This window comes from Microbacterium sp. AC132 (assembly GCF_979258525.1).
Map to the genome: position 1 here is coordinate 856292 of NZ_OZ409862.1, position 23552 is coordinate 879843.

20 protein-coding genes and 1 tRNA gene are annotated in these 23552 nt (G+C 67.7%); 3 read left to right on the forward strand and 18 right to left on the reverse strand.

What is annotated here, in order from left to right:
• From ACZZZQ_RS04025 to ACZZZQ_RS04035, 3 genes are all read right to left on the reverse strand, one after another.
• Complete coding sequence (locus ACZZZQ_RS04025) at nucleotides 1–906, reverse strand: carbohydrate ABC transporter permease (RefSeq protein ID WP_230101259.1); 906 nt, start codon at nucleotides 904–906, stop codon at nucleotides 1–3.
• A gap of 4 nt (nucleotides 907–910) precedes the next feature.
• Nucleotides 911–1795, reverse strand: a complete 885-nt coding sequence (locus ACZZZQ_RS04030; RefSeq protein WP_053098799.1) for a carbohydrate ABC transporter permease — start codon at nucleotides 1793–1795, stop codon at nucleotides 911–913.
• 63 nt (nucleotides 1796–1858) lie between these two features.
• Nucleotides 1859–3184, reverse strand: coding sequence for an ABC transporter substrate-binding protein (locus ACZZZQ_RS04035; RefSeq protein WP_295101751.1), 1326 nt, complete (start codon nucleotides 3182–3184; stop codon nucleotides 1859–1861).
• Between the two features lie 168 nt (nucleotides 3185–3352).
• On the opposite strand from ACZZZQ_RS04035, the gene ACZZZQ_RS04040 reads away from it, so the two are divergent.
• Nucleotides 3353–4399, forward strand: a complete 1047-nt coding sequence (locus tag ACZZZQ_RS04040; RefSeq protein ID WP_315985304.1) for a LacI family DNA-binding transcriptional regulator — start codon at nucleotides 3353–3355, stop codon at nucleotides 4397–4399.
• A gap of 218 nt (nucleotides 4400–4617) precedes the next feature.
• On the opposite strand, the gene ACZZZQ_RS04045 is transcribed toward ACZZZQ_RS04040, so the two are convergent.
• Together ACZZZQ_RS04045 and ACZZZQ_RS04050 are read right to left on the reverse strand one after the other, a co-directional pair.
• Nucleotides 4618–4690: transfer RNA gene (locus tag ACZZZQ_RS04045), tRNA-Arg, on the reverse strand.
• A 66-nt stretch (nucleotides 4691–4756) separates the two neighbouring features.
• Nucleotides 4757–5338 (reverse strand): asparagine synthase, encoded by a 582-nt coding sequence (locus ACZZZQ_RS04050; RefSeq protein WP_072590748.1) that lies wholly within the window; start codon nucleotides 5336–5338, stop codon nucleotides 4757–4759.
• A 128-nt stretch (nucleotides 5339–5466) separates the two neighbouring features.
• Between ACZZZQ_RS04050 and ACZZZQ_RS04055 the strand changes: the two genes are divergently transcribed.
• Entirely contained in the window at nucleotides 5467–6306 is an 840-nt protein-coding gene (locus ACZZZQ_RS04055; protein WP_463506942.1) for an SDR family NAD(P)-dependent oxidoreductase, read from the forward strand.
• A 1-nt stretch (nucleotide 6307) separates the two neighbouring features.
• On the opposite strand, the gene ACZZZQ_RS04060 is transcribed toward ACZZZQ_RS04055, so the two are convergent.
• From ACZZZQ_RS04060 to ACZZZQ_RS04095, 8 genes are all read right to left on the reverse strand, one after another.
• Nucleotides 6308–7171, reverse strand: a complete 864-nt coding sequence (locus ACZZZQ_RS04060) for a hypothetical protein (protein WP_463506943.1) — start codon at nucleotides 7169–7171, stop codon at nucleotides 6308–6310.
• Between the two features lie 10 nt (nucleotides 7172–7181).
• Nucleotides 7182–7427, reverse strand: a complete 246-nt coding sequence (locus ACZZZQ_RS04065; protein WP_463506944.1) for a hypothetical protein — start codon at nucleotides 7425–7427, stop codon at nucleotides 7182–7184.
• A gap of 151 nt (nucleotides 7428–7578) precedes the next feature.
• Nucleotides 7579–8229: a GntR family transcriptional regulator gene (locus ACZZZQ_RS04070; protein ID WP_053098794.1), complete on the reverse strand. Its 651-nt coding sequence runs from the start codon at nucleotides 8227–8229 to the stop codon at nucleotides 7579–7581.
• Between the two features lie 138 nt (nucleotides 8230–8367).
• On the reverse strand, nucleotides 8368–9009 hold the full coding sequence (locus tag ACZZZQ_RS04075; RefSeq protein ID WP_285365206.1) for an NADPH-dependent F420 reductase: 642 nt from the start codon (nucleotides 9007–9009) through the stop codon (nucleotides 8368–8370).
• Between the two features lie 56 nt (nucleotides 9010–9065).
• Complete coding sequence (locus ACZZZQ_RS04080) at nucleotides 9066–10013, reverse strand: GNAT family N-acetyltransferase (protein WP_463506945.1); 948 nt, start codon at nucleotides 10011–10013, stop codon at nucleotides 9066–9068.
• A 31-nt stretch (nucleotides 10014–10044) separates the two neighbouring features.
• Nucleotides 10045–10479: a Fe-S cluster assembly sulfur transfer protein SufU gene (gene sufU / locus ACZZZQ_RS04085; RefSeq protein ID WP_056276906.1), complete on the reverse strand. Its 435-nt coding sequence runs from the start codon at nucleotides 10477–10479 to the stop codon at nucleotides 10045–10047.
• Nucleotides 10476–11798 carry a cysteine desulfurase gene (locus ACZZZQ_RS04090; protein WP_363519686.1) on the reverse strand — a complete coding sequence of 441 codons (1323 nt, stop codon included), beginning with the start codon at nucleotides 11796–11798 and terminating at the stop codon, nucleotides 10476–10478. The genes sufU and ACZZZQ_RS04090 overlap by 4 nt, the downstream gene beginning before the upstream one ends.
• A gap of 56 nt (nucleotides 11799–11854) precedes the next feature.
• Nucleotides 11855–13906, reverse strand: coding sequence for a sigma-70 family RNA polymerase sigma factor (locus tag ACZZZQ_RS04095; protein WP_463506946.1), 2052 nt, complete (start codon nucleotides 13904–13906; stop codon nucleotides 11855–11857).
• Between the two features lie 273 nt (nucleotides 13907–14179).
• Here ACZZZQ_RS04095 and ACZZZQ_RS04100 point away from each other — a divergent pair, with 273 nt between their 5' ends.
• Complete coding sequence (locus ACZZZQ_RS04100) at nucleotides 14180–15646, forward strand: PucR family transcriptional regulator (protein WP_463506947.1); 1467 nt, start codon at nucleotides 14180–14182, stop codon at nucleotides 15644–15646.
• Between the two features lie 4 nt (nucleotides 15647–15650).
• On the opposite strand, the gene ACZZZQ_RS04105 is transcribed toward ACZZZQ_RS04100, so the two are convergent.
• The 5 genes from ACZZZQ_RS04105 to ACZZZQ_RS04125 form a co-directional block, all read right to left on the reverse strand.
• Nucleotides 15651–17549, reverse strand: a complete 1899-nt coding sequence (locus tag ACZZZQ_RS04105) for a sigma-70 family RNA polymerase sigma factor (RefSeq protein WP_463506948.1) — start codon at nucleotides 17547–17549, stop codon at nucleotides 15651–15653.
• A 259-nt stretch (nucleotides 17550–17808) separates the two neighbouring features.
• Nucleotides 17809–18402, reverse strand: a complete 594-nt coding sequence (locus ACZZZQ_RS04110) for a hypothetical protein (RefSeq protein WP_053098786.1) — start codon at nucleotides 18400–18402, stop codon at nucleotides 17809–17811.
• Complete coding sequence (locus ACZZZQ_RS04115; RefSeq protein ID WP_463506949.1) at nucleotides 18399–19361, reverse strand: class C sortase; 963 nt, start codon at nucleotides 19359–19361, stop codon at nucleotides 18399–18401. Before ACZZZQ_RS04115 ends, ACZZZQ_RS04110 begins: the two co-directional genes overlap by 4 nt.
• 102 nt (nucleotides 19362–19463) lie before the next feature.
• The gene (locus tag ACZZZQ_RS04120; protein WP_053098784.1) at nucleotides 19464–20945 is read right to left on the reverse strand and encodes a SpaH/EbpB family LPXTG-anchored major pilin; all 1482 of its coding nucleotides are present in this window, start codon (nucleotides 20943–20945) and stop codon (nucleotides 19464–19466) included.
• A 67-nt stretch (nucleotides 20946–21012) separates the two neighbouring features.
• On the reverse strand, nucleotides 21013–23538 hold the full coding sequence (locus tag ACZZZQ_RS04125) for a prealbumin-like fold domain-containing protein (RefSeq protein ID WP_463506950.1): 2526 nt from the start codon (nucleotides 23536–23538) through the stop codon (nucleotides 21013–21015).
• Between the last annotated feature and the right edge of the window lie 14 nt (nucleotides 23539–23552).

The window sequence follows — 23552 nt, forward strand, 5'->3', positions numbered from 1 at the left end:
TCAGCCCTTCACCGATCCGGCGGTCAGGCCCTTCATGACCTGCTGGTTGAGGAACACGTAGATGAGCAGCGTCCCGAGCACGTTGACCGAGATCGCTGCGAAGGTCGGCCCGTACTGCACCGCTCCGTACTCTCCGGTGAAGTTGAGCAGTCCGACCTGGATCGTGCGCAGGTCGCTGCTGTTGGTGAACGTCAGGGCGATGAGCAGGTCGTTCCAGAGGAAGAAGAACTGCACGAGACCGATCGTGAACAGGGCGTTCTTGACCAGCGGGAGGCCGATCGAGAAGAACGAACGGAAGATGGATGCGCCGTCGAGTGTCGACGCCTCGAAGATCTCCCGAGGCACCGAGCGGAAGAAGGTCGCCATCATGAACACGGTCAACGGCATCCCCAGCGCCACGTAGGTGATGATGAGCGGCCACAGCGTGCCGGTCATGTTCGTGCGGAAGTAGATCGTGAACAGCGGCAGCAGGATCATCTGCGCAGGCACCATGATGCCCGCGAGGAAGAGCAGCAGCACCGTGCCGCGCCCCTTCCAGACCATGACCTCGAGCGCGAAGCCGGCTGCGGTGCCGAAGACCAGGATGATCGCCAGCGACGGGAACACTGCGACGACGCTGTTGAGGATGTACTTGCCGAACTCGCCGGTGGTGAACACCTCGATGTAGTTGACGATGTCCCACGACTGCGGCAGAGCCCAGAACGGCTCGTTGAGGAACTCGTTCTGCGTCTTGAACGACCCGAGCAGCATCCACAGGATCGGATAGACCTCGACGATGAGCAGCACGGCGATGAGCAGCCGGATCGGCAGCCGTCGGAAGAAGTCTCTGGCGCCTCGACGGTTCGGATCGACGTCGCGGCGGGTGGGCAGCGGGGTGCCCGTGACGATGGCGGTTGTCGCACTCACTGGTTCAGTCCTTCGTCAGATCGCGGCGGGTGGAGCGGAAGATGAAGACCGTGAACAGCAGGCACAGGATCGTCAGCATGAGGGCGATCGTGCTCCCGTACCCGTAGTCGCCGTAGGCGAACGAGGTGCGGAACATGTACAGGGTCAGCGGCGTGGTCGCGTTGCCGGGTCCGCCGTTGGTCAGCGCCACGACCGTGTCGAAGACCTTCAGCGTGCCGTTGATGCTGAAGATGATCGATGACAGCAGCACGGGCAGCGACAGCGGCAGGACGATCGTGCGGATGAGCTTCCAGCCGGATGCCCCGTCGATGCGCGCCGACTCGATCAACTCATCGGGGATGTCGACGAGTCCGGCGTACAGCAGCACGGCATAGAAGCCCATCGACCGCCAGAGGTCCATCGCGATGATCACCCAGAAGGAGGCATCAGGAGTGCCGAACCAGTCGAGGTTCTGCCCTCCGAGGATCCCGAGGAACGAGTTCACCGGTCCGACGGTCGGCGCGGCCTCGAACAGTCGCTGGAACAGCAGCGCGACCGCCACCGTGGGGAGCACCACGGGGAAGAACACGATCGTGCGGATGATCCCCGATCCCTTGCGCAGCCAGAAGACGTACATCAGAGAGAGCAGATAGCCCACGATCACCTGCAGGGCGGTGAGGATGAGCGCGTACTTCAGGGTGAAGAAGATCGCGTCCCAGGCGGCGGGGTCCTGGAAGAACTTGGTGAAATTGTCGAACCCGTTGAAGGTGAAGCCCGTGATGGGGTTGCCGTCCTGCACCGTGTAGAACAGCGACCACACGATCGGGACGAGCATGACGAGGGAGTAGACGAGCAGCGCGGGTCCGAGCAGGACGAAGATGGCGCGCTTGTCACCGAGGACTTTGTGCATGGTGGATCTCCTGATGCGACGAGGACGGTCTCGGGGCGGGCGGATGCCCGCCCCGAGAGTGGGTCAGCCTTCGTCGTTGGCGGCCTGGACGAGCGTCATGAACTCTTCGCCGGAGAGGCTGCCGTTGGCGAGACCTGCACCGTTGTTCTGGCTGATGCCGGTCGCCTTCGGGGTGAAGAGCGCCTCGAACCAGAGCACGCTCGACGGAGCGTTCGCGATCTCGTCCTGCACGGTCTGCGTCGTGGAGGGCAGATCGGCGGGAGGGTTGTCGACCACGAAGCCCGAGACGACACCGCTCTCGTTCAGCGCCGTGTCGCCGTAGCCCTCAGCGATGCACTTCAGCCACGCGGCCGCTTCATCGTCGTAGTTCTTCTCGGCGAACATCACCGGGATGCCGACGTTGGCCGGGATCTGGTCGATGCTGCCCTCGCCGCCCTCGACTGCGGGGAAGCGCGCGAAGCCGACGTTGTCGACCCCGATCTGGTTCTGCTCCTCGTCGTTGAAGTTCGCCAGCGCCCAGCTGCCCATGTAGTAGAAGGCGGCTTTCCCGCTGAGGAACAGGTTCATCGAGGCGTTGTAGTCGATCGAGCCGACGGCGTCACCGAAGTATCCGGCCTTGCCGAGTTCAGCGACCGCGTCTGCGGCGGCGACGTATTCGGGGTCGGTCAGCTTCGCATCGCCGTCCGCGACCTTCTGGAGTGCGTCGGGGCCGAGCGTGCGGAAGATGTAGTCGCCGACGAGGCGGGTGACGGGCCAGCCGTCCTTGCCCGCGGTGGCGAACGGCTGGACGCCGGCGTCCTTGAGGGTGGCTGCGGCATCGACGAGGTCGTCCCACGTCTCGGGCACCTCGATGTCGTTCTTCTCGAGAAGCTCCTTGTTGTACCAGAACCCCTCGATGTTGAATTCGGTCGGCAGCGCGTACAGCGCACCGTCACCATAGAGCGCCTTGACCGTCGATTCAGCCGCGGGCAGCAGCCGGTCGGAGACGCCCAGGTCGTCGAGTGCCTGGGAGAGGTCGAGCACCTTGCCCCCGTCGATGAACTCCGACATGAGCGCGGGGGTGCCGGCAGCCATCTGCATGTCCGACAGACCGTCCTGACTCGCGAGCAGCTGGAGCTGCTGGTCCCACTGCGTGCCCGAGATGTCATCGGACGTCAGCGGCGCCGCGTCGGCCGCAGCCTTGCACTGGTCGCCGGCGAGGGTCTCGAGCGTGCTGATGATCGTGGTGTTCTCGGTCTGACCGAGATAGGTGAATTCGCCGGAACCGGCGCCGGACTCGGAGCCCGATCCTCCGGAGCCGCCGGAGCAGGCGGAGAGCGCGAGAGCGCCGACGCCGATGAGCGCGATTGCGGGGGCCAGGCGACGGGCGCGCCTCATTGCTGTGGTCACTGTTCCTCCTTGAAGAGCGACGCCTCTTTTGAAGCGCTTCATTCACACCATGCCATAGAAAAAAAGGCATTGTCAAGAGAGTTACGCATCACAAATGAAGCGCTTCACGAATAGTGATGCTCTAGAGTTGAAGAGCCAGGTCATGGCGACGATGCCGAGGAGGATGACGTGACCGACACTCCCCCGCCCGGGCGCTCGAAGCCCAGCATGGCGGACGTCGCCGCTCACGCGGGAGTCGCCCTCGGCACTGTGTCCAACACCCTCAACAATCCCGAGAAGGTGCGAGAGGCGACCCGTCGCAAGGTGCTGTCATCCATCGCCGAGCTCGGATTCGTCCGCAATGATGCTGCGCGCTCTCTCGCCGCGGGAAACAGCACCTCGGTCGGCCTGGTGCTGGCCGACCTCGGCAACTCCTTCTTCGTCGACATCGCGCGCGGCGCCGAGAGAGCGCTGCGGCGCCACAAGATGGACGTGCTGATCGTCAACTCGGACGTCGACCCCGATCGCGAGGTGCACAACCTCGAGCTGCTCGACCGTTCGCGCGTGGCCGGCATCATCCTCGCCCCTCTCGACACGGCGCTCGCGAAGTCGCCGCACCCCGAGAACCGCACCACTCCGACCGTGCTGGTGAACTTCGAGTCCCCGTCTCTCGCGTACCCGGGGGTCACCGTCGACGAGCGCCACGGCGGGGCGCTCGCCGCATCGCACCTGATCGCGCTCGGGCGCCGACGACTTCTCTTCGTGGGCGGTCCGCGTTTCCTCACGGCCGTCAACCAGCGCTGGGAGGGCGCCGAGCAGGCGACCGCCGCGCACCCCGACGCGCGCATCGAGATCCTCGAGACGCGAGGCGTGAACATCAGGCACGGACGGGATGCCGGACGGCAGATCCTCGCCCGCGGTGCGGGCACCTACGACGCGATCGTCGCGGCATCCGATCTCGTGGCCATCGGCCTCATCCAGATCCTCAACGAGGTGACCGGATTCTCGGTTCCGAACGACATCGCCATCACCGGCTACGACAACAACCACTTCGCGTCCGAGAGTGCGATCCCGATCAGCACGGTGAGTCAGCCGGGCGAGGAGATGGGCGCCGTCGCAGCAGATCTCCTGCTGGAGCGCATCGCCGACCCCGGTGCGGCGGCGCGCAGCGTCACCCTCGAGCCGCGCCTGCTCCCCCGCACGTCCACCCTCGGCGAGATGTGGCGCAGGGACTGACCTGCGGTCATGTCCCCGCTCGCTCGCTGCGACGGAGATCACCCGTGCCGAAGGTCTGAAACTCGCATCCGCTCCTTCGCAGCGTGAGTTCTCCTTCGCTGGACGGGCGTTCGCTGGATGGGCGTGAGGGCCGAAAAGTGGAGCCGAAGATGGAGACCGCATGGATGCCGGACAACGCAAAACCCCCGCCGCTTGCGCGACGGGGGTTTCAGCTGATGTGCGCCCGAAGGGACTCGAACCCCTAACCTTCTGATCCGTAGTCAGATGCTCTATCCATTGAGCTACGGGCGCTCCTGGACCGCTCAGCGGGCCGTAGAACAGCCTACAACAGACGAGACGCGAAAGCGAAACGAGCGCTCACTCGTCACTGTCGGGCGTGTTCTGCTTGTTCTTCCGCTTCGCTTTCGCACGCTGCAGAGACGACAGCGCCTGCAGGTCGACGAGTCGCAGCGCCTGCATCCGCGCCTCGCGCATCCGGTCGTAATCGGGGTCCTGATCGGGTCGCATGCCCTCGACGCGCAGCCGACGATCGAGGTTGTGCCGCACGTCGGCCCAGGCGCCTTCGCGCGCCTCTTCGACGATGACGCGCAGGGCGGCCTCGTCCTCCATCATGTCGCGCAGCTTGGTCGCGACCCCGTGCGACTGCTTGGCCCTCCGACGCAGGTTGCGCACGTCGCGGTCCCGGTAGTCATGGGTTCCCGAGGGGTCGGAATGGCGACCGCGAGCGCGTTTGCGCAGCTCGGTCAGGTTGCGCTCGACCTCTTCGGACTCCTCGGCCATCGCCCGCAGCGCTTCCCGCGCATCGGCGACGTACTTGTCCGTGTCGAAGACGCCGTTCTCGGCGATCGTGCCGATGAGGATGTGATTCTTCACGGCGAGGCGCGCCGCAGCGGTCGCGATCGCAACGCCTTCGGCGATGGCATCCGCTGTTCGTCCCACCCCTACCTCCTCCCTTCGAGAGTACCGGTATCGCTCGGGGATGCAGTGGGCCAGAATGGATCGGAATCGGGTCTCTCCGACCCGCTCCACGACCGGCTGCTCTCCCGATCGCCGCCAGGAGGGATGCGATGAAGCGTCTCACGCTCACCGGAAGCACGACGGTCATCACGGGCGCTGCGAGCGGGATGGGTGCCGACATCGCCCGGCTGCTCGCTCGCCGACGCGTGCATCTGGCGCTCATCGACCACAACGCCGACGGCCTCGCAGCCATCGCCGCCGAGCTCACGGGCGCCATCCTCACCACCCATGTGGTCGACCTCCGCGACGACGACGCCGTCTTCGCCACGGCCGCGGAGATCACCGCGGCGCACCCCAGGGTGAATGCCCTGATCACGTGCGCGGGCTCGTCGATGCTCGGCGACCTCGACCAGCTGACCATGGAGGAGATGCGCTGGCTGACGGATGTGAACCTCTGGGGCACGGTGTCGATCACGAAGGCGCTGCTCCCCGCCCTGCGCGCGGCGCCGGCCGCCCACATCACTCACCTCGCCAGCGTCTACGCGCTGGCAGCCCCCGCGGGACGCATCCCCTACTCCCTGAGCAAGTTCGCGGTGCGCGCGTTCTCCGAGGCCCTGCGCCACGAACTCGACGGCACCTCGGTGACGGTGGGAGCGGTGTATCCCGCCGGCGTGCGCACGGGCATCATCCTGCACGGACGGTATGCCGCGGCGATCGACCCGGCCATCGCCGCGCGAGCCGCGGCCGCCCAGGCGGCGATGTACCACACGGAGCCCGCGGATGCCGCGGCGCTGATCGTGCGCGCGACCGAACGTCGCCGCGCCCGCACGATGGTCGGACGGGAGGCGCGACTGATCGATGTACTCACCCGCGTCGCCCCGTCGAGCTACTGGCGGGTCATGCGGCGTCCCCTGCGCGAGGCCATCGACACGACGACGCCGATCGCCTGAGTCAGCCGACTGCGCCGACCCAGATCCCGGACGCCCACGCCTGCTGGTCGGCGTCGCACCCGACAGATCCCGGATATCCGCGAACCACCGCCATGCAGTTCGCAAGGAACTCGGCGTCTCCTCCGAACGCGGAGTAGTAGGCATCTGACGACGTCAGGGCGCCCCACACCCGGAATTGGTAGATGTGCGCCAGCTCATGCGCCATCGCCCAGTTCAGTCGGTCGGCACTCCAGTCGACGATGTCGGCGCGGTACTTGATGAAGCCGCCGCTGTTCGCGCACGCCGGCGCGGTCCCTCCCGCACAGGAAGCCGATTCGTAGAGCCCGACTCCCCCGCCGCCGACCTGGTCGAGAGCGGCACGCACGCGCGCGTACCCGTCCGGACCGCTCGATGCCCACGCGGGGCCCGAGGGAGCGGCGTACTGCGCCGTCTCCCAGCTGCCGATGTCCTGACCCACCTTGTCGATGAGGGCATGCACGGTGGCGGTGGCGGCGACCACGGTCGCCGGGTTCTTGCGCTCGTCGAGCACGGACTGCTGGGCCGACTGCGCGGAGGCCCTGTGTGCCGAGGTGTCGACCTTGCCGGCTGCTCCCTCGATCGCCGCAGTCAGCGCCGCGATCTCGTCGACGAAAGCGGGCCGCACCTCGAGGACTGCGGCTCGCGCGGCGGTGTCCTTCTCGGCGATCGCGATCGATCCGTCGAGGTAGTCCGTGCGCATCTCCGCCGTACGGATCGACTGCGCCAGCGACTGCAGCTCGGCGATCGCCTCTGCCCTGTCCTCGTCCAGGGCCGCGGCGCGACCGACGACGCCCGCAGTCAGCATCACTGCTGCGACGATCGTGACGGAGAGGAACCGCCGGATCACAGCGTTCGCCTCACGGCAGGAACCCGGAGGTGTCGGTGAGCAGCGTCTCCTGTTCGGCGATGGTGGTGCGCAGTGCCGTCAGCTGCTCGGCAAGACGGAGGTTCACCTCGCGCGCGAGCTCGAGCCGCTCTTCCGCCTGGACGACAGCCGCCCTCGCCTTGGCGAGGGCATCCACACGCTGCTGATCCGCGACAGCGATGAGCACCGTTCCGCCGAGGAGCAGCAGTCCCCCCGCGACGACGGCGACGCCTCTCATATCGCTCCCCAGGACACGACTCTCCGGAACCATTCCGTATGGCCAATATATCCCCGCGGGAGACCGCTCTCCAGGCCGGTCGGTGGTCGGCCGCGCGGCGCGGTCGTGCGCTGCGTTCGCGCGGCACGCCGGGCCGGGCCGATCAGATCGACTATGCCTGGTCGCTGAGGCGTCGCTCGGCGGCTTCCTGCCCGCTGGCCAGATGGCGCGGGACCATCACGCGCAGGGCGTCCGTGTCACGTGCGGCGACCGCCTCGAGGATCAGCCGATGCTCCTCGGCCATCGCGAGCAGATCGTCGTGCTGCCCGAAGAGCCAGCGCAGCCGTGTGACGAACACCGCGATGAGTTCGCCCAGCATCTCGTTGCCGGCGAGCTCGGCCGAGATCTCGTGGAACTCGCCCGCAGCGATTCGCGCTGCCTCGATCTCGCCCGCGGATGCTGCGGCGAATTCGCGCTCATAGGCCGCCCGAAGCCGCGCGATCCCCTCGTCGGTGTGACGTTCGGCGGCGAAGACGAAGATCAGGGTCTCGATCGCCTCGCGGACCTCCCCGAAATCCCGGATGTCCCGATGCGTGAACTCCCGCACGACTGCCCAGGTCCGCGGGCGTGCGACGACCACTCCCTCGCCGACGAGAGTGCGGATGGCCTCGCGCACCGGAAGCCGTGAGACGTTGAGCTCGGCCGCGATATCTCGTTCGACCAGCCGGGAACCGGGGGCGCGCCGACCGAGCACGATGTCATCGCGAAGAACGCGCGTCACCCGCACCGACTCGAGTTCGCCGGTAGTCCCCACCCCCGCCATGACCGAATTGTCGCACTCGGAGAACCGCCCGACAAGTTTGGTATCCCAACGCGGCGCATATGTTACGGGTGCTTCATCGGGGGCGGACAGAGAAAAGGGGAGCGAATGCCTCGGCATCCGCTCCCCTCGTCCGTGTCGTCAGGGCAGACGGTTGGCGATCGCGAGGTTCGCCGTCAGCTCGTCGGCGTTCTGGCGCACGACGTATGCCGGGCGATCCCGCTCGACCCTCCAGGACTCGCTGAGGGGTCCGACGTTGACCGTGTCGAAGCCGGCCTCGTCGTAGAAGCGGGTGACGAAGGCGACGGCCTCGGCGTCATCGCCGGCTGTGGCGAGGGCGCGTCGATCGGGTGTGCCCGCGGGCGATCCGTCGGTCGTGATGTCGGCCGCGAGGATGTGGTTGAACGCCTTGGCGATGCGCGACGTCGGCAGCTGCGCCTGCAGAAGCTCCGATGTCGTGGTCTCTCCGCGGTCGAGGGCCTCGATGTGCCCATCGCGCTCGAAGTAGTAGTTGTTCGTGTCGAGCACGATCTTGCCCGCGAGCTGCTCGACCGGCAGCTCGTCGATCTTGCCCAGGGGGACGGTGACGACCACGGCGTCTCCGGCCGCAGCCGCATCCACCGCGGTTGCGGCAGTCGCTCGATCGCCGAGTTCTGCGACGAGATCCGAGAGCGTCTCCGGTCCACGGGAGTTCGCGATCACCACGTCGTAGCCGTTCGCCACGGCGACCCGTGCGATCTGGCTGCCGATGTGTCCTGCACCGATGATTCCGAGAGTAGTCATGTTGGGCCCAACGCCCGTCACGCGCCGCTATTCCCGCGTGACCCCGCGTGTCGCGATCACACCGTGAGCAGGAAGCGCTCCTCGACCCGGCGATAGCCGAGGCTCTCATAGAGACGGATCGCGGAGGCGTTGAAACCGAAGACATGCAGCCCGATCGAGTCGGCACCGAGTCGTGCGGCCTCGCGCTCGGCCGCGAGCATGAGATCACGACCATAGCCCTTGCGGCGCTGGTCCTCGGCGACCTCGATGTCGAGGATGAACCCGTGCGGGCGCCCTCCTCGCCGACGGACGCCGATCCACAGCACCCCGACCTCGATGCCGTCCACGTGGGCGGTGAACAGCTCCTGCCCCTCCGAATCGATGCCGTCCGGCAGCTCGAGCTCCATCTGCCGGTGCGACTCGACGACGGCATCCTCCGCCGAATACCGACCGGATGCCACCAGGTCTTCCGCGAAGGCCGCCTCGGACGCGGCAGCGAAGCTCGCGAAGCGCTCCGGGGTCATCGGCGCCACGACGAACGCGCCGTCTGACGGCTGTGCCGCCCGAGACGGCAGCGGTTCGAGAAGCATCTGGATCGACGCGACCTCGAATCCCCGCCCCTCGACGAAACCGCGACCAGCGGTGTCGGACGAATGCAGGGCGACACTCAGACGACCGACCTGCTGCCTCCGCGCGAGCGTCGTCAGCTCGTCGAGGAGGCCGTCGAGCTGTCGGCCACTCGGCTCGGTCGCGAACGCGAGATCGACGATGAACAGCACGCCGTTGTTCGCGGCGAGCCAGACGGTGCCGATCCGGGCGTCGCCGTCATCGATCGTGAGGATGAGCGAGGTCTCGGTGTCGTGCCCTGCGGGGAGCAGCTCGTCGAGCACGGCGTCCACGTGCGAGACGGCATCGTCGCCGACGTGCATCCCGGACTCCTGCCGCAGCGACACGAGTCGTGCTCTCGTGGCCTCGCGCCAGTCGTCGAAGGCGTCTGCGGTGAGAGGAGTCAGTTCAAGAGGCATGATTCCATCCTGCACCGCATCGCCTCGGTGCTCAGGACTTGTGGAGTGCATCCTCCGCAGCGACCCAGGCGAGCATGGCGCACTTCACCCGTGCCACGTATCGCGAGACGCCCCCGAGAGCAGCGGCATCGCCGAGCAGCTCTTCATCCGGTTCGATCTTGCCGCGCGAACGCATCGCCTCGCGGAACGCGGCGATGCGGATCTCGAGCTCGTCGACCGTGAGCCCCTCGGCGAGCTCGGCGAGCAGCGACGCGGATGCCTGCGAGATGGCGCATCCGTGCCCTTCCCACGCGATCGCCTCGATGCCGCCGTCGGCGCCGCGGTGCACTTGCAGAGTCACCTCGTCACCGCAGGTCGGGTTCACCTGGTGCGACTGCGCGGCGATCTCACCCCGGAGCCCGAACCCGTGCGGGGTGCGGGAGTGATCGAGGATGAGCTCTTGATACAGGTTCTGCAGGTCGCTCATGCGCCCCTCCGGAAGAAGTCGATCGCACCCTGGACGCCGTCGATCACGGCGTCGATCTCGTCATCGGTCGTGTACAGGTACGTGCTGGCCCTCGTCGATGAGGTGACGCCGAGGCGACGATGCAGCGGCTGTGCGCAGTGGTGTCCGACACGCACCGCGATGCCGCGATCATCGAGGAACTGCCCGACATCGTGCGAGTGGATGCCCTCGACGTCGAAGCTCGCCAGGCCCACACGCGGCAGATCGATGCCGGCACCGAGCACGCGCACCCCATCGATGGCCGTGAGCCCCTCGACGAGTCGCGCGCCGAATGCAGCCTCGTGCGCCGCGATGCGCGGCATCCCCACCGCCGTCAGATAGTCGATCGCCGCGGCGAGCGCGACCGCCTGGGACACCCGCTGGGTGCCGGCTTCGAACCGCTGCGGCGGCGGCAGGTACGCCGCCTCCGTCGTGGTGACGGTGGTGATCATCGATCCACCCGTCAGGAACGGCGGCATGGCCTCGAGCAGCTCGCGCCGCCCGTAGAGCGCGCCGATTCCCGTCGGCCCGAGCATCTTGTGACCGGACACCACGGCGAAGTCGACGTCGAGTGCGCGGACATCCAGCGGCAGATGGGGTGCCGACTGGCAGGCGTCGAGCACGACGAGCGCGCCGACGGCGCGCGCACGCGTCACGAGATGCTCGACCGGATTGATGACGCCGAGCACGTTCGACACATGCGTGACGGCGATGAGCTTCGTGCGGTCGGTGATGAGATCTGCGGCGGCGTCGAGCCGGAGGGCACCGTCGTCGTCGAGCGGGATGACCCGCAGGGTCGCTCCTGTGCGGGCCGCGAGCTCCTGCCACGGAATGAGGTTGGCGTGATGCTCCATCTCGGTCGTGACGATCTCGTCGCCCTCGCGCAGACGCAGGCGCTCGGCTGCCGCTCCCCCGCGGCCGAGCGAGGCGTTCGAGATCGAATACGCGATGAGGTTGAGCGCCTCGGTGGCGTTCGACGTCCACACGATCTCGCCCTCGTCGGCACCCACGAACCGCGCGACGGCGGCCCGAGCGTCCTCGAACACCTCGGTGGCCTCGGCCGCGAGAGTGTGCGCACCACGGTGAACGGCCGCGTTGAGGGTGGTGGCGAACTCGCGTTCGGCGTCGAGCACGGCGAGCGGACGCTGCGACGTCGCACCCGAATCCAGATACACGAGCGGGTGCCCGTTGACCTCGGAGCGCAGGATCGGGAAGTCCTCGCGGAGTCGCCTCACCTCGACATCGGTCAGCGGGCCGCCCCCGGTCGGGGCGATCACGTCGGATTCGCGGGAGATGCTCATCCTTCTAGCTTCTCATCTGGCGCACCCCGCGGGGCCCTGCGCACACGGGGCGACGGTCAGGGAACGACGAGGATGTAGTCCGTGTCCGAGATGCCGAGGACCCCCGTCGCCGGGTCGACGTAGCGCAGGGTGATCCGATGGACCCCGGGCCGGATGTCGATGAACGACACGATGGTCGAGGAGTCGTCGAGCAGCGCGAGCGACGCCGTCTCCCCGTCCAGGGACACGGATGCCGTCGAGCCGGCGACGCCGCGGACGTCGAGCGAGAGGTCATCCCGTCGCCCGTCGCCGTCGGAGTCGACGCGGGAGATCGCACCGTCCGAGTCTTCGGCGAGCCCCGGGACCGGGAAGTAGAGGCGCCCCGTCGGATCGCTCACCGTCCGCACGCCGGTGGTCCGGGATGTGTGGCGCATCGAGATCGACATGCCCTGGTGAAGCGTGTCGACATCAGGGCGCACCGAGAAATCTCCGTCAGGACCGACGAGGGTGGAGGCGATCACGAGGCCGGTCTCGTCGATGATCTGCACCGCTGCTCCCGGAGTTCCCGTGCCGGTGATGGTCGGGGGAACAGTCGTCCCCGGCAGGATGCTCCAGTCCATCGTCACCGGCTCGACGACCGGAGGGTCGACGACCGGAGGGTCGACGACAGGAGGGTCGATCGCCGGAGGGTCGACCACCGGGGGGTCAACCGCCGGCGGGTCGACGACGGGAGGGTCGACGGCAGGCGGCTCGACGACAGGAGGGTCAACCACCGGCGGGTCGATCAGCGGAGGGTCGACGACAGGAGGGTCAACCACCGGCGGGTCGACGACCGGAGGGTCGACGACAGGAGGCTCGACCACCGGAGAGTCGACGACAGGAGGGTCGACGACCGGCGCCTTCACGACGGGAGGCGCGATGACCGAGGGGCCGCCGGCGGGAGGCGCGACCACGGACGGGTCGACCACCGGGGGAACCACGATGATCGGGTCGATGACGACCTCGGGGCCGGCGTGCTCCTCGGGAACGGTCACGGGCGTCTGCGGGTCGACACCCGTCTCGGCCTCCTCCGCCGGCGCGATCGGGCTCGGGGCCGCCGTCGATTCGGGCGACATGATCGGCGCCGGAGATGCGACGACGAGCGCGGACGACGGTGTCGACGACTCCTCGGCGTTCGGTGCGCCCACGGGCGCCAGCTGTGCGGCCACCGCCGCGACCGCGACGACGGCCCCGGCTGCCGCGACGGATCCGCCGACCACCAGCCATCGAGCGGTAGCCCTGGGCATCCAGGCCGGCGCAGACGCAGCCGTCGCAGGCGCAGGAGATCCGGCCGAATAGGCTAACGCCGCCGGTCCGCCGATGACCACGGGAAGCAGCACGGCGCGCAGCTTCGATGACGCCTGCTCGATCTCGGCGCTCGCCATCGTGCACCGCTGGCAGCGCTCCAGGTGCGCGTCGAATCGCGCTCGGTCGGCACGCGCCACATGGCGCCTGCGCCCCTGCGCCACGATGCGCTCGCAGACCCACCGGCATTCCGGGTCACGTCCCGGTTCCTTGATGTGGGCCTGCAGCCAGGCGAGCTTGAAGCCCTCGCGCGCCCGGGCCGCCAGCACCGAGACGGCGTTGGGAGTCATGCCCATGAGCGGCGCGATCTCACGCGGCTTCATGCCCTCGACCTCGAGGTACCAGAGCAGTGTGCGCCACCGTTCGGGGAGGTCCTTGAACGCCACCGTCAGCAGCGCCTTGTCAGAGAGCAGGTCGAGCGAATCCTCCGTGTGCTCGGTCGGAAGCTCCTCGATGTATTCGAGCGCGACGACGTCCTTCTGCTTTCCTCCCCATGTGGCGGCCGCGCTGCGCACGGCCGCGAAGATGTAGGGACGGAACGCATCCGTCGGACCTCCGCCATTGCGGATCGCGCTGAAGGTCTTGGCGAACGCCTCACTGACGAGATCCTCGGGGTCGATCGAGCTCGTGATCGAACGCGCCGCGCGGAGGGCTGCCGGCGAGTGACGATCCCACAGCACGCCGAACGCACTGCTGTTCCCCGCTCGGGTCGCGAGGACGAGCTCGTCGTCACTCGTCTCGGGATCGATCCGCGTGCGCCGCTCGCGCACTGTCGACGAGCTCATGGCGCGACCCGTTCGGCGCGAATCGAGGCAGGAGCAACGGACGGGTCGTTCACAGGGATCCCTTTCGACTTCTTACTGTCAGTCTCGCGACATCGCGATCTGACCGGTATGTAGATTCATACGAGAGTTCTTGACACCGAATAGAGAAGATTCCATGGCCTTCGATGACATCCGCGCCGAAGCCCCGACGTTGCGCGACGCGCTTCGCCTGAGCGACGGGAGGCTCTTCTCCCCCGTCGAAGCACGCGGCTCGATGCCAGGACGTACGTGGGCGTGGAGTTCTACGATCCGTCGGCATCCGCATCCGACTACACCGATCGCATCGTCCTCGGGGCCGGTGTCGCGACGACGAGCGTTCCGGCCCTCGTCGCCGAGCTGGCCGATGTCGGGGCGGCCGCGCTTGTGGTGCGCCCTCCCGATGACGGCGATGGCCTGGAGCGCATTGCCCTCGATCTGCACGTCGCCCTGCCTGTCCTCCACCACAGTGACGGGGACTGGGCACAGCTGGCGAACGTCCTGCGGTCGCTGCTGAGCGGTCACTCGATCGGCCGGGTCTCGGGTGTGCGACTGGGAGACCTCTTCGGCCTCGCCAACGCCATCGCCACCCTCGCGGACGGTGCCGTCAGCATCGTCGACTCGACCGGTCAGATCGTCGGCTACTCCACGCACAGCGAGCAGCCGATCGACGACGTCCGTCGACGCACCACTCTGCTGCTGCAGGAGGACATCTCGATCGCATCCGACTCGCGCTACCGGTCGCTGCTCCGCGCCAGCGAGGCACGGCACTTCCCCTCGAGCACCGACGAGTTCGGACGCGTCGGGATCGCCGTGCGAGCGTCCGGCGAGCTGCTCGGCTCTCTCTGGGTGATCCAGATCGATCCATCGCCGGCCGCCCGGACCCGGTCCCTGCTGGAGGAGATGGAACCGATCGTGGCCCAGCATCTGCTTCGTGCTCGAGCGGAGGCGGGCGACCGGGACCGTCGGACATCCGACCTGCTCCGCACGCTTCTCGAAGATCGACGGCATGCCCGCGGCGCGGCGTCGCAGCTCCTCATCCGTCCCGAAGCCGGATGCACGGTCGTGTGCTTCCGGATCACCACGTTCGACGAGGTGGAGGCGATGCGCGGTCTGCAGCGAGTACTCCATCTGGCGATGAGCGTGTCCGGCGCCGCTTTCCCCGGCTCCCACAGCGCGGTCGTCGGCTCGGAGGTCGTGACGCTCATCCCGGGCCCGAACGCGGCTGCGGTCGAGACCTTCACCCAGGCGGTGATCCGGATCGACGACGCGTTGATCGCCGGCATCGGCACGCGCGCGTACGACATCAACGGCATCGGCCGTTCCTATCGTGAGGCCGGGGCCACGGCCGGCGTGCTCGTGAGTTCGTCGCTCCGCGACGACCATGAGCCCCGCATCGCGACCTTCGACGAGATGCGCGATCGCCTGGCGATCCTCCAGGTCGCCGACCTGATCGACGGCCTGGATGCCACGGTCGGCGACGCCGCGAGCATCCTCGCCGAGCATGATGCCGCGCAGGGCACCCGTCTGACGCACACCATGCGGGTCTTCCTCGACCAGCTCGGCAGTGTGCGTGAGACCGCCAGCGCACTGCACGTTCACCAGAACACCGTCCGGTATCGGCTCGATGTCGTGCGCAACGAGCTCGGGATCGACATCGATTCGCCGGCCACGCGACTCTGGCTCTGGCTCCGGCTGTCGGCGACCGCGCGCAGCGCAGTGTGAGGACTCATTCGATCGCCGCCGGCAGCAGCACGGTCACTCCGGCACGACCCGTGGACGGCTCGATGTACCGGGCGGCGACGAACGGCTCACCGACACCGGATCGGACGACGATCCCGTCGATGTCGTCGGTCGCGAGCCGCACAGTGCGCGATCGCCCCTGTTCATCGAGCAGCTCGACCCATGCATCCGGTGCGGCGCTCAGATGCAGACAGCTGACAGCGCCGAGGGACGCCTCAGGACAGGCATCCTGGTCCGCGGCCGCGATCGTGGGCGTCGCGAAGGTGAGCGGCCCCATCGCCTCCGCCCTCTCGGTGACTCCGGTCGCCGCGTCGTACTGCCTCACGCTGAGCGTCATGCCCTGACGCAGGGCTTCGCCCGAGACGTCGAGCACGAATGCGCCGTCTTCGTCGATCACCCCGGTGTCGAGCATGACGCCGCTCTCGTCGGTCACCGTGACGACCGCGCCTGCAGCGCCGACCCCCTCGATCAGATCCGGCACGAGAGAGTCCTGGGCGATCGACCGGGTGATGCGGAACCCCGCCAGGTCGATGGGCGGCGGTGTCTCCGACGGAGCGTCGGTCGGGGTCGGAGTCGGGGTCGGAACCGCTGTCGACGGGGCCGGGGCGATACTGAGCGGGGTCAGTGGGGGCTGCCTCTCGCCGGGTCCTGGAGTCTCCGGTTCACGGCTCGCGTCCGAATCGGACTCCAGTCCCGCATCGACCTCGGGCTCCGGCGACGGCAGGGGCTGCGGTTCGGGCATCGGCTCCGATGCGGGCGGCTGAGTCGGGAAGCGCGGCAGATCTTCGAGAACCGGGCCCGCCTCACCGGAGACCGACGCCTCGGAGATCGACCGGGTGAGTTCCGAATCGTCCGATTCCTCGGCCGACAGACTCAGGACGCTGCCCGCCAGGATGACGGCGCCGACCACGACGACGGCGGTCGCCGCCAAGGCGGCCAAGCCACCGGCCGGTACCACCGCCGCTGCTCCGTGCGCGGCGACAGGCGCCCCCGCGCCGATCGAGGAGGTTGCTGCATCGGCCCAGCCAGACGACCCGGTGGACCCCACCACGGAGCTCGCGCCCATGACCTGCGCCTCCGCGGAGGCATCACCGGTGTAGATCGCCGCCGCCACGCCTCCCAACAGCGCGGCAGGCAGGATCGCCCGAAGCCGCTGCGAGACGGTATCGATCTCCGCGGCGACGATCCGGCATCCGCCGCACACGCTCATGTGCTCTCTGAAACGGTCGGCGTCACCGACCGCGACCGGACGACCGCGACGGTCGACCACGCGCTCGCAGAACCACCTGCAGTCCTCAGACCGCGAGGGATCGTGGATGTGCGCCTCGAGCCAGGCGCGTTTGAAGCTGTCGCGTGCGCGCGCCGCCAGAGCGGAGACCGCATTGGCCGTCATCCCCATCAGGGGCGCGAGCTCTCGCGGCTTCATGCCCTCGACCTCGAGATACCAGAGCAGCGTGCGATGCCGAGCCGACAGCGTGCCGAACACGGCCGCGATGCTGGATCGCTCGGCGATGCGCTCGAAGGCATCGCCGCCCTCCGACGACAGATCGCCCTCCGAGATCAGGTCGATCGACAGGTCGGTCCCGTTGCGGGACCAGCGCGCGGCCGTGTTGCGCAGCGTGGCGAGGAGATACGGCCGGAACGCGTCGCTCGGCCCGCCGCCCGCCTTGGTCACCCGGAGTATCGACGCGAACGCCTCGCTCACGAGATCGTCGGGATCCGCCGAGGGCGAGATCGCTCGCGCGGCTCGGCGCGCGGATTCGACATGCCGGCGCCACAGGAGGGCGAAGTCGCCGATGTCGCCACCCCGCACCGCCTCGATGATCTCGGCATCGGACGGCTCACCCGAGATGTCGTCGTCGTCGAGATACGTACCGAGGATCATGCTGCTCCGGATGCTGTCGAGTCCGGCATCGCGAGCGCAGCGCCGGAGACGGTTGAGGGACGAGGCAGTGGGGATGCCTCGTCCCTCCGACTCTCGTAAGGGTCGAATCCGCTCTGCGAAGGTTCGGCCGGGGAGTGGTCGACCTCTGCTGTGCGGGCGTCGGCCGGGAACCCGACGCGAGGCCGATGGCCATACCTACAAGACCGGTATGACCGGAAATCGTGACGGTCAGAACCCGAGATTCTCGCTGTGCAGGACATCAGCTGCCGCTCGCCGCCGGGTCCACGGGCGCGAGCGACAGGAAGCGCATCTTGTTCTCGCCGTAGAAGCACGTCTGGACCATGAACTCCCCCGTCATACCGGTGAGTTCTTCGACGTTCGACCACTTGGGCGTGTGCCGCTCCTCGACCACCTCGTAGATCACGTCGGAGCCCTCGACGGTGACCCGCTGACCGAGCTCCCAGCCGAGGATCACGTCTCCCCCGCAGTTGTTGTGCGCGGCGAACAGCGGCAGCACGTCGTCGATGCGGTAGCTGACCATCTCGGTGAACGTGCCGTCGCATCGGTCGAGCTCGACCATCCCGCCCTCGACCCCGAGCCTGATGACGGGAAGCTCGTCGGGCGCGAAGACCTCATGGAACGTCTTCAGCACCGAGACTTTGACGTCACCGGTCACTTTGTCGACCGCATCGGGGGCGAGCACGGATGCGGAGAGGAAGGATGCTCCCAGTCCGACGAGCAGGATGCTGGTCGACAGCAGACCGATACGTCGCCGCGGGCGGCGGCGTGTCACGGGCTCGCCGGGTTCGTCGCCGTTCGCGGCGGTGCGGTCCACTGCGACGTCGACCGTCATGAGTCGGAGCCAGCGGACACGTGCGTCGCTCGTCGGCCGCTGCGGTTCTTCCGGGCACGGCGAGGCTTGACGACGATGAATGTGAGTGCCGGCACCCCGACGACGAGCAGCGCCCACCACGGGAAGCCGGCGGGGTCGGTGGTGTCCGCGATGGTCGTCACGGCGGAGTCCTCGGTCGGAGCATCGATGCGCTCTGCGCGCACGAGCAGGCGGTGCGTGTTGACGCCGGTGGGCGTGCACGTGACGAGCGTGAGGTAGTCCTTGCCTGCGACCTGACGCAGGTCTTCCGCGTCGTCGGGAAGCACGGTCTTGGTCTGATCGACCTCGTAGTAGAGGTCTTCGCCCAGTGCGCTGACGATGATGACGTCGCCCTCGACGAGTTCATCGATGTCATCGAAGAGGGTGGCCTGCACGAAGCCGTTGTGGCCGGTGAGCACCGAATGCGTCCCCGGTCCACCGACAGGAAGCGATGAGCCGTAGAGGTGCCCGATACCGCGAGACAGTGTGTCTTCATCGGTGCCGTGGAAGACCGGCAGATCGACGTGGATGCTCGGAATGCGAATCCGCGCCATCGTGTCGGTTCCCTCGGTGGTCAGAGTGTCGAAGTACGCCGAGGCCCCCTCGCCGATCGCCGTCTGCTGTCCGTCTGCTCCGAGGGCATACGGGTCGCGCAGCGGCCCGGTCGGAAGATTCTCGTTGTACTCCTCAGCGGCGGCGAGCATCTCGTCGACCGCCTCATCGGGGATCTGCTCGACGGACTGGATGTACCCGTCGACGTCGGTGTCGTGAGACCAGGCCGAGAACCAGGAGGCCGCGGTCGGGTAGACGAGGACCACGATGCCGATGGTCGCGATGAGCATGACGATCGACTGGCTCCATCCCCACCGCGCCTTCTGGGCGATGGCACCCGTAGCGGGTCGCGCTGGGGCGTCCGGTGCGGACGCGTCGATGAGGGTCATGCTGCGCTTTCTGATCGGAGCTGGAGAAGAAGTAGGTGGAAACGAATGGGCCGTGCGGGGGAAGGGATCTCTTCACCTCCCCCGCACGGCCGGTCTTTCGGGTTACGCCTGTGCTGCGGCCTTGCGACGGCTGCGGATGGCGAGCAGGACCGCTCCACCGAGCAGCATGACGCCGCCGGCGAGGAACAGGGTCGTGCCGGTGCCACCGGTCAGCGGCAGGGTGAAGCCGGCGTTCGAGGGAACGTTGACGACCTCGAGGTCGACGCCCACAGCCGAGGTGGCGGCGGTGACGGTGAACTCGATCGGAGCTGCGAGCAGCTCGAACCCGTCGGGTGCGACGATCTCAGCGAGCCAGTACGACTGGTAGCCGTCTTCGCCCACGGCGACGGTGGCGTTGTCAGCCCAGTCGGAGTAGCGCAGACCCGAGATGGTCACGGTGCCGTCAGCGGCGACCGCGAACTCGGTCGAACCGGCGAGCGCGATGGCGTTGGTGCCGTCGATCGCGTCCTGCTGGGTCGGGTACACCGAGAACACTGCACCGGTGAGCGGTGCGCCGGCCTTGTCGGTCTTCTCGACCGTGATGTCGCCCCACTTGGTGATGACCTCGGGGGTGACGGTGGGTCCGCCGGGCTCGCCCGGTGCGACCGTGTACGAACCGGCGTTCGGGTAGAGCACTGCCGTGTTGGCGATCTCGCCGACCGTGTTGACCTCGGCGGTGATGACGACCTGAACCTCGGTGGCCGGGTGAGCCGCGAGAACTGCGCGACCCGCGGCGGTGAACTCGACCGTCACCGCGTTGGTGGCGGCGTCGTGGACGACCGTGTAGTCACCCGCAGCGAGCGGGGTTCCGTCGACGAGCGTCACAGCGGCGCTCACGTAGTCGAGCTTGGCGTCCAGCGTGTCGACGATCTTGTAGCCGTCGATGACTGCGACGTTGGGGATGCCTGCCGTGATCGTGAAGTCGATCTCGTCGCCGAGCTTGATGTCGGCCGAGTCCTCGACGGTCTTGGTCGCCTCGGTGAGGGCGTTCTTCGGGTAGACGTGCACGTCGTACAGCCACGTGCTGTCATCGGCCGGGTCCGTCAGCGGGACCGTCACGAGGAACGGGGCCACGCCGGTGGAGCCAGCGAGCGGAGCGGTCTCCACCACGAAGTAGAGGCCGAGGTCGAGGTTCGCCAGGGCGATCTCACCGTTCGCGTCGGTCAGGGTCTGACCGCCGATCGCGCTGGCCGTGTATCCGGCAGCCGTGATGTCAGCGACGCTGTCGGGGTTCAGGTCGGCGAGATCGTTCGCGTCGACCCAGCCCTGGTTGCTCGTCAGGTCGATCGTGTCGACCTTATAGACCGTGAAGCCCACGCCCGGCAGCGGTGCCAGTGCGACGTTCTGCTCGGTGCCGTCGTTCGGCAGGCCGGTGGGCGTCTCGGGTGCCTCGAACTTGTGGATCGTCAGCGAACCGACGGCGTCCGGGTCGACGAGGTTGGGCGTCGCGGCGCTTGCAGGCGCTGCGAGGGTCAGCGCGGCGACGCCTGCGACGAGCAGACCTGCCGCGACGCGGGATCCGCGTCCGTTGTTGGGAGTGTTCACTGTGTCTCTCTCTAGGTGGCCAGGTCGCCCTGGTGGGTTACAGATGGTGGATTGTGAGAAGTGCAGATCAGATCTGCGGGTCTGTGGTGTCGGCACGCGCGTTGCGTCGGCGGACCCAGAGGGCCAGCCCGCCCGCGCCGAGCACGGTCAGGGAACCGGCGAGGATGTAGGGCAGTGCGCCCGTCCCTCCGGTGGTCGGAAGGGTCAGCGCCGGCACGTCGCGCACCGTGATGATCTGACCGGTGGAGGTCACCGCCTGATCGCCGCCTGCGGTGATGCTCACCGTGCGGTCCGGGTTGATGACGAACTTCACGGGAGCGGCGAGCAGGCTGAACCCGTCGGGTGCCGTCAGCTCGCTCAACCAGTACGTGCCGGCCGGGATGCTGTCGATCTGGAACAGACCGGTCTCGACCCCGTTGATGGTGAAGGGAAGCGCCGTGCCCGGTTGCCCGTTCGCGTCTGCGAGCACCGCGAACGAGGAGCCGTCCATGCGCACCCAGGTGTTCGCTGCCGCTTCGCCGACCTTCTCGATCTTCAGCGGGATGCGGAACGGCTCGACGGGGGTCTCGGTGCTGTCGTTGTTCGAGCGCACCGGACCGCCCTTGGGGTCGGTTCCCGTGGAGTAGGCCGTGTTGATGACCTTCTTCGCGTCGACGTCTGCCTGGCCTATGACGTACGGCGCATTCGCGGCGCACGTCGAGATCTGGGTCGGCGCGATCGTCGTGGGCGTGCAGGTGACGGTGATGTTGCGCTGCGTCAGGCGGTCATCGACCACGGTGATGTTCGCGACCGTGATGTTTCCGGTGTTGGTGACGGTGAACGCGTACATGATGTGGTCGCCGAGCCCGGTCACGCCGTCCTGATCGATGTCCACGACCGAGGCGGTCTTGTCGAGCACGAGAGCGGGCGTCCAGGTGGCGGGGATGATCTCGTCATCGGTGTCCGTGACGTTCGGTCCGACCGCCGGCGTTCCGGTGGCCCGTGCGACGTTCGTCAGCGGAGCGCTGTCGAGGTCCGCCTGCTGCACCACGTAGGTGGCCGTGCAGGTCATCTTGGCGCCACTGGCGAGTGTGGATCCCTGAATCGGTGTGCAGGACAGCGTCGTCATGTCGCCCGCACCCGAGAACGTGTCCTCGGTGATCCGCACGTTCGTGAGGTTCGTGTTGAGCGTCGTGTTCGTCGCGGCCTGGGGAGTCGTGTTGGTCGCCACGAAGCTGTAGGTGATGACGTCGCCGACCTTCGAGTACACCTTGTCGGGATCGGTGTCGCTCGTCACGGCGACGCCGTTCACGGCGGTGATGCTCTTGACGATGTCGATCGACGGCTGGATGACCTCGAGCGACGCGTTGGCCGGCGGGTTCAGGTTCGTCGTGATGTTGGCGGGACCGTTGATGTAGGTGCCGTTCACCGTCGAGGTGACATCGACCGTGATGGTGCACGATGCCTGCCCGAGGGCGAGGTCGCCGCCGGTGACCGACACCGAGGTTCCGCCGGCCGGCGCCGTGACCACATAAGCCGCACCGGTGCGCTGCGTGCAGGTGCCGCCGACGTTCGGCGCCGCCGCGATCTTGAGGTTCGTCGGCAGCGCGTCGGTGATGGTCCAATCGCTCTTGGCCATCAGGTCGGTCGTGTTCGTGACGGTCAGCGTCATCTTCGAGGTCGAGCCGTTGGTGATCACGGTCGGGCTGAACGCCTTGTCGAGCTGCGGGGTCACATCGACGATCTGCGGCAGATCGAAGGCGACGTCGTTGCCCGCGCCGGTGGCCGTCGCGTTGTAGAGCATCAGACCGAGGTTCGCCGTGGTTCCGACGGGCACCTGGTATGCCGCGGACTGCAGCTTCGCGATCTGCGTCTCCCACACCGTGTTGTTCGTGCAGGGGTTGAGTCCCGTGCTGAGCACGATCGGGGTGCCGTTCACGAGGAGGCTGAAGGTCTCCTTGGGCTGGTTCGCTCCGCCGGCTGCGGGACAGTTGACCGCAGCGAAGTATGCGGAGACCGCGTAGTAGTGACCGCCGATGGCCGGGATGGTGTTGACCGTACGGAACTGCGTGCCCGCGGCGATCGCTCCGTTCGTCGCATTCGTGTACGACGTCAGCACCTGGTTGGTCGCGGCCTGCGTCGTCGTCTGGCCCTGCGCGACTCCGAGCGCACGAGCCATCTGCTGCAGCGTCGTCCACGTCGTGCTGACGTTGTTCAGGCAGCCCAGGTCAGTGACGGGCGCCGTCGGAGTCGCACCGCTCATGATCCAGCCGTTGCACTGGTTGCCGGCCGGGGTGTACTGCGTCGAAGCCGTGTACGTCGAGTTCGCGGCTGCCGCACCGCCGACGTAGGTGGTGATCGACCGTGCGGAGAGTGCTGCGCTCTGGTTCGAGAAGTCCTCGGTGTACACCGGAGTACCCGGCTGAGGGGTTCCCGGTGTGCCGGGCACCGTCGCCGCGGCTGTGATTCCACTGTTGGGGGCGAGCGTCGCTCCGGCGACGAGCACGCCGGCGATGGCGAGCACGCCGAGCAGCCGCGTGATCGCCCGTCGGCGAGGCGCGACTGCGGAGCGTAATGGCCGCTCCGTCGTGCGGTGGTGCGAGCGAATGCTCATGAATGTCCCAATCC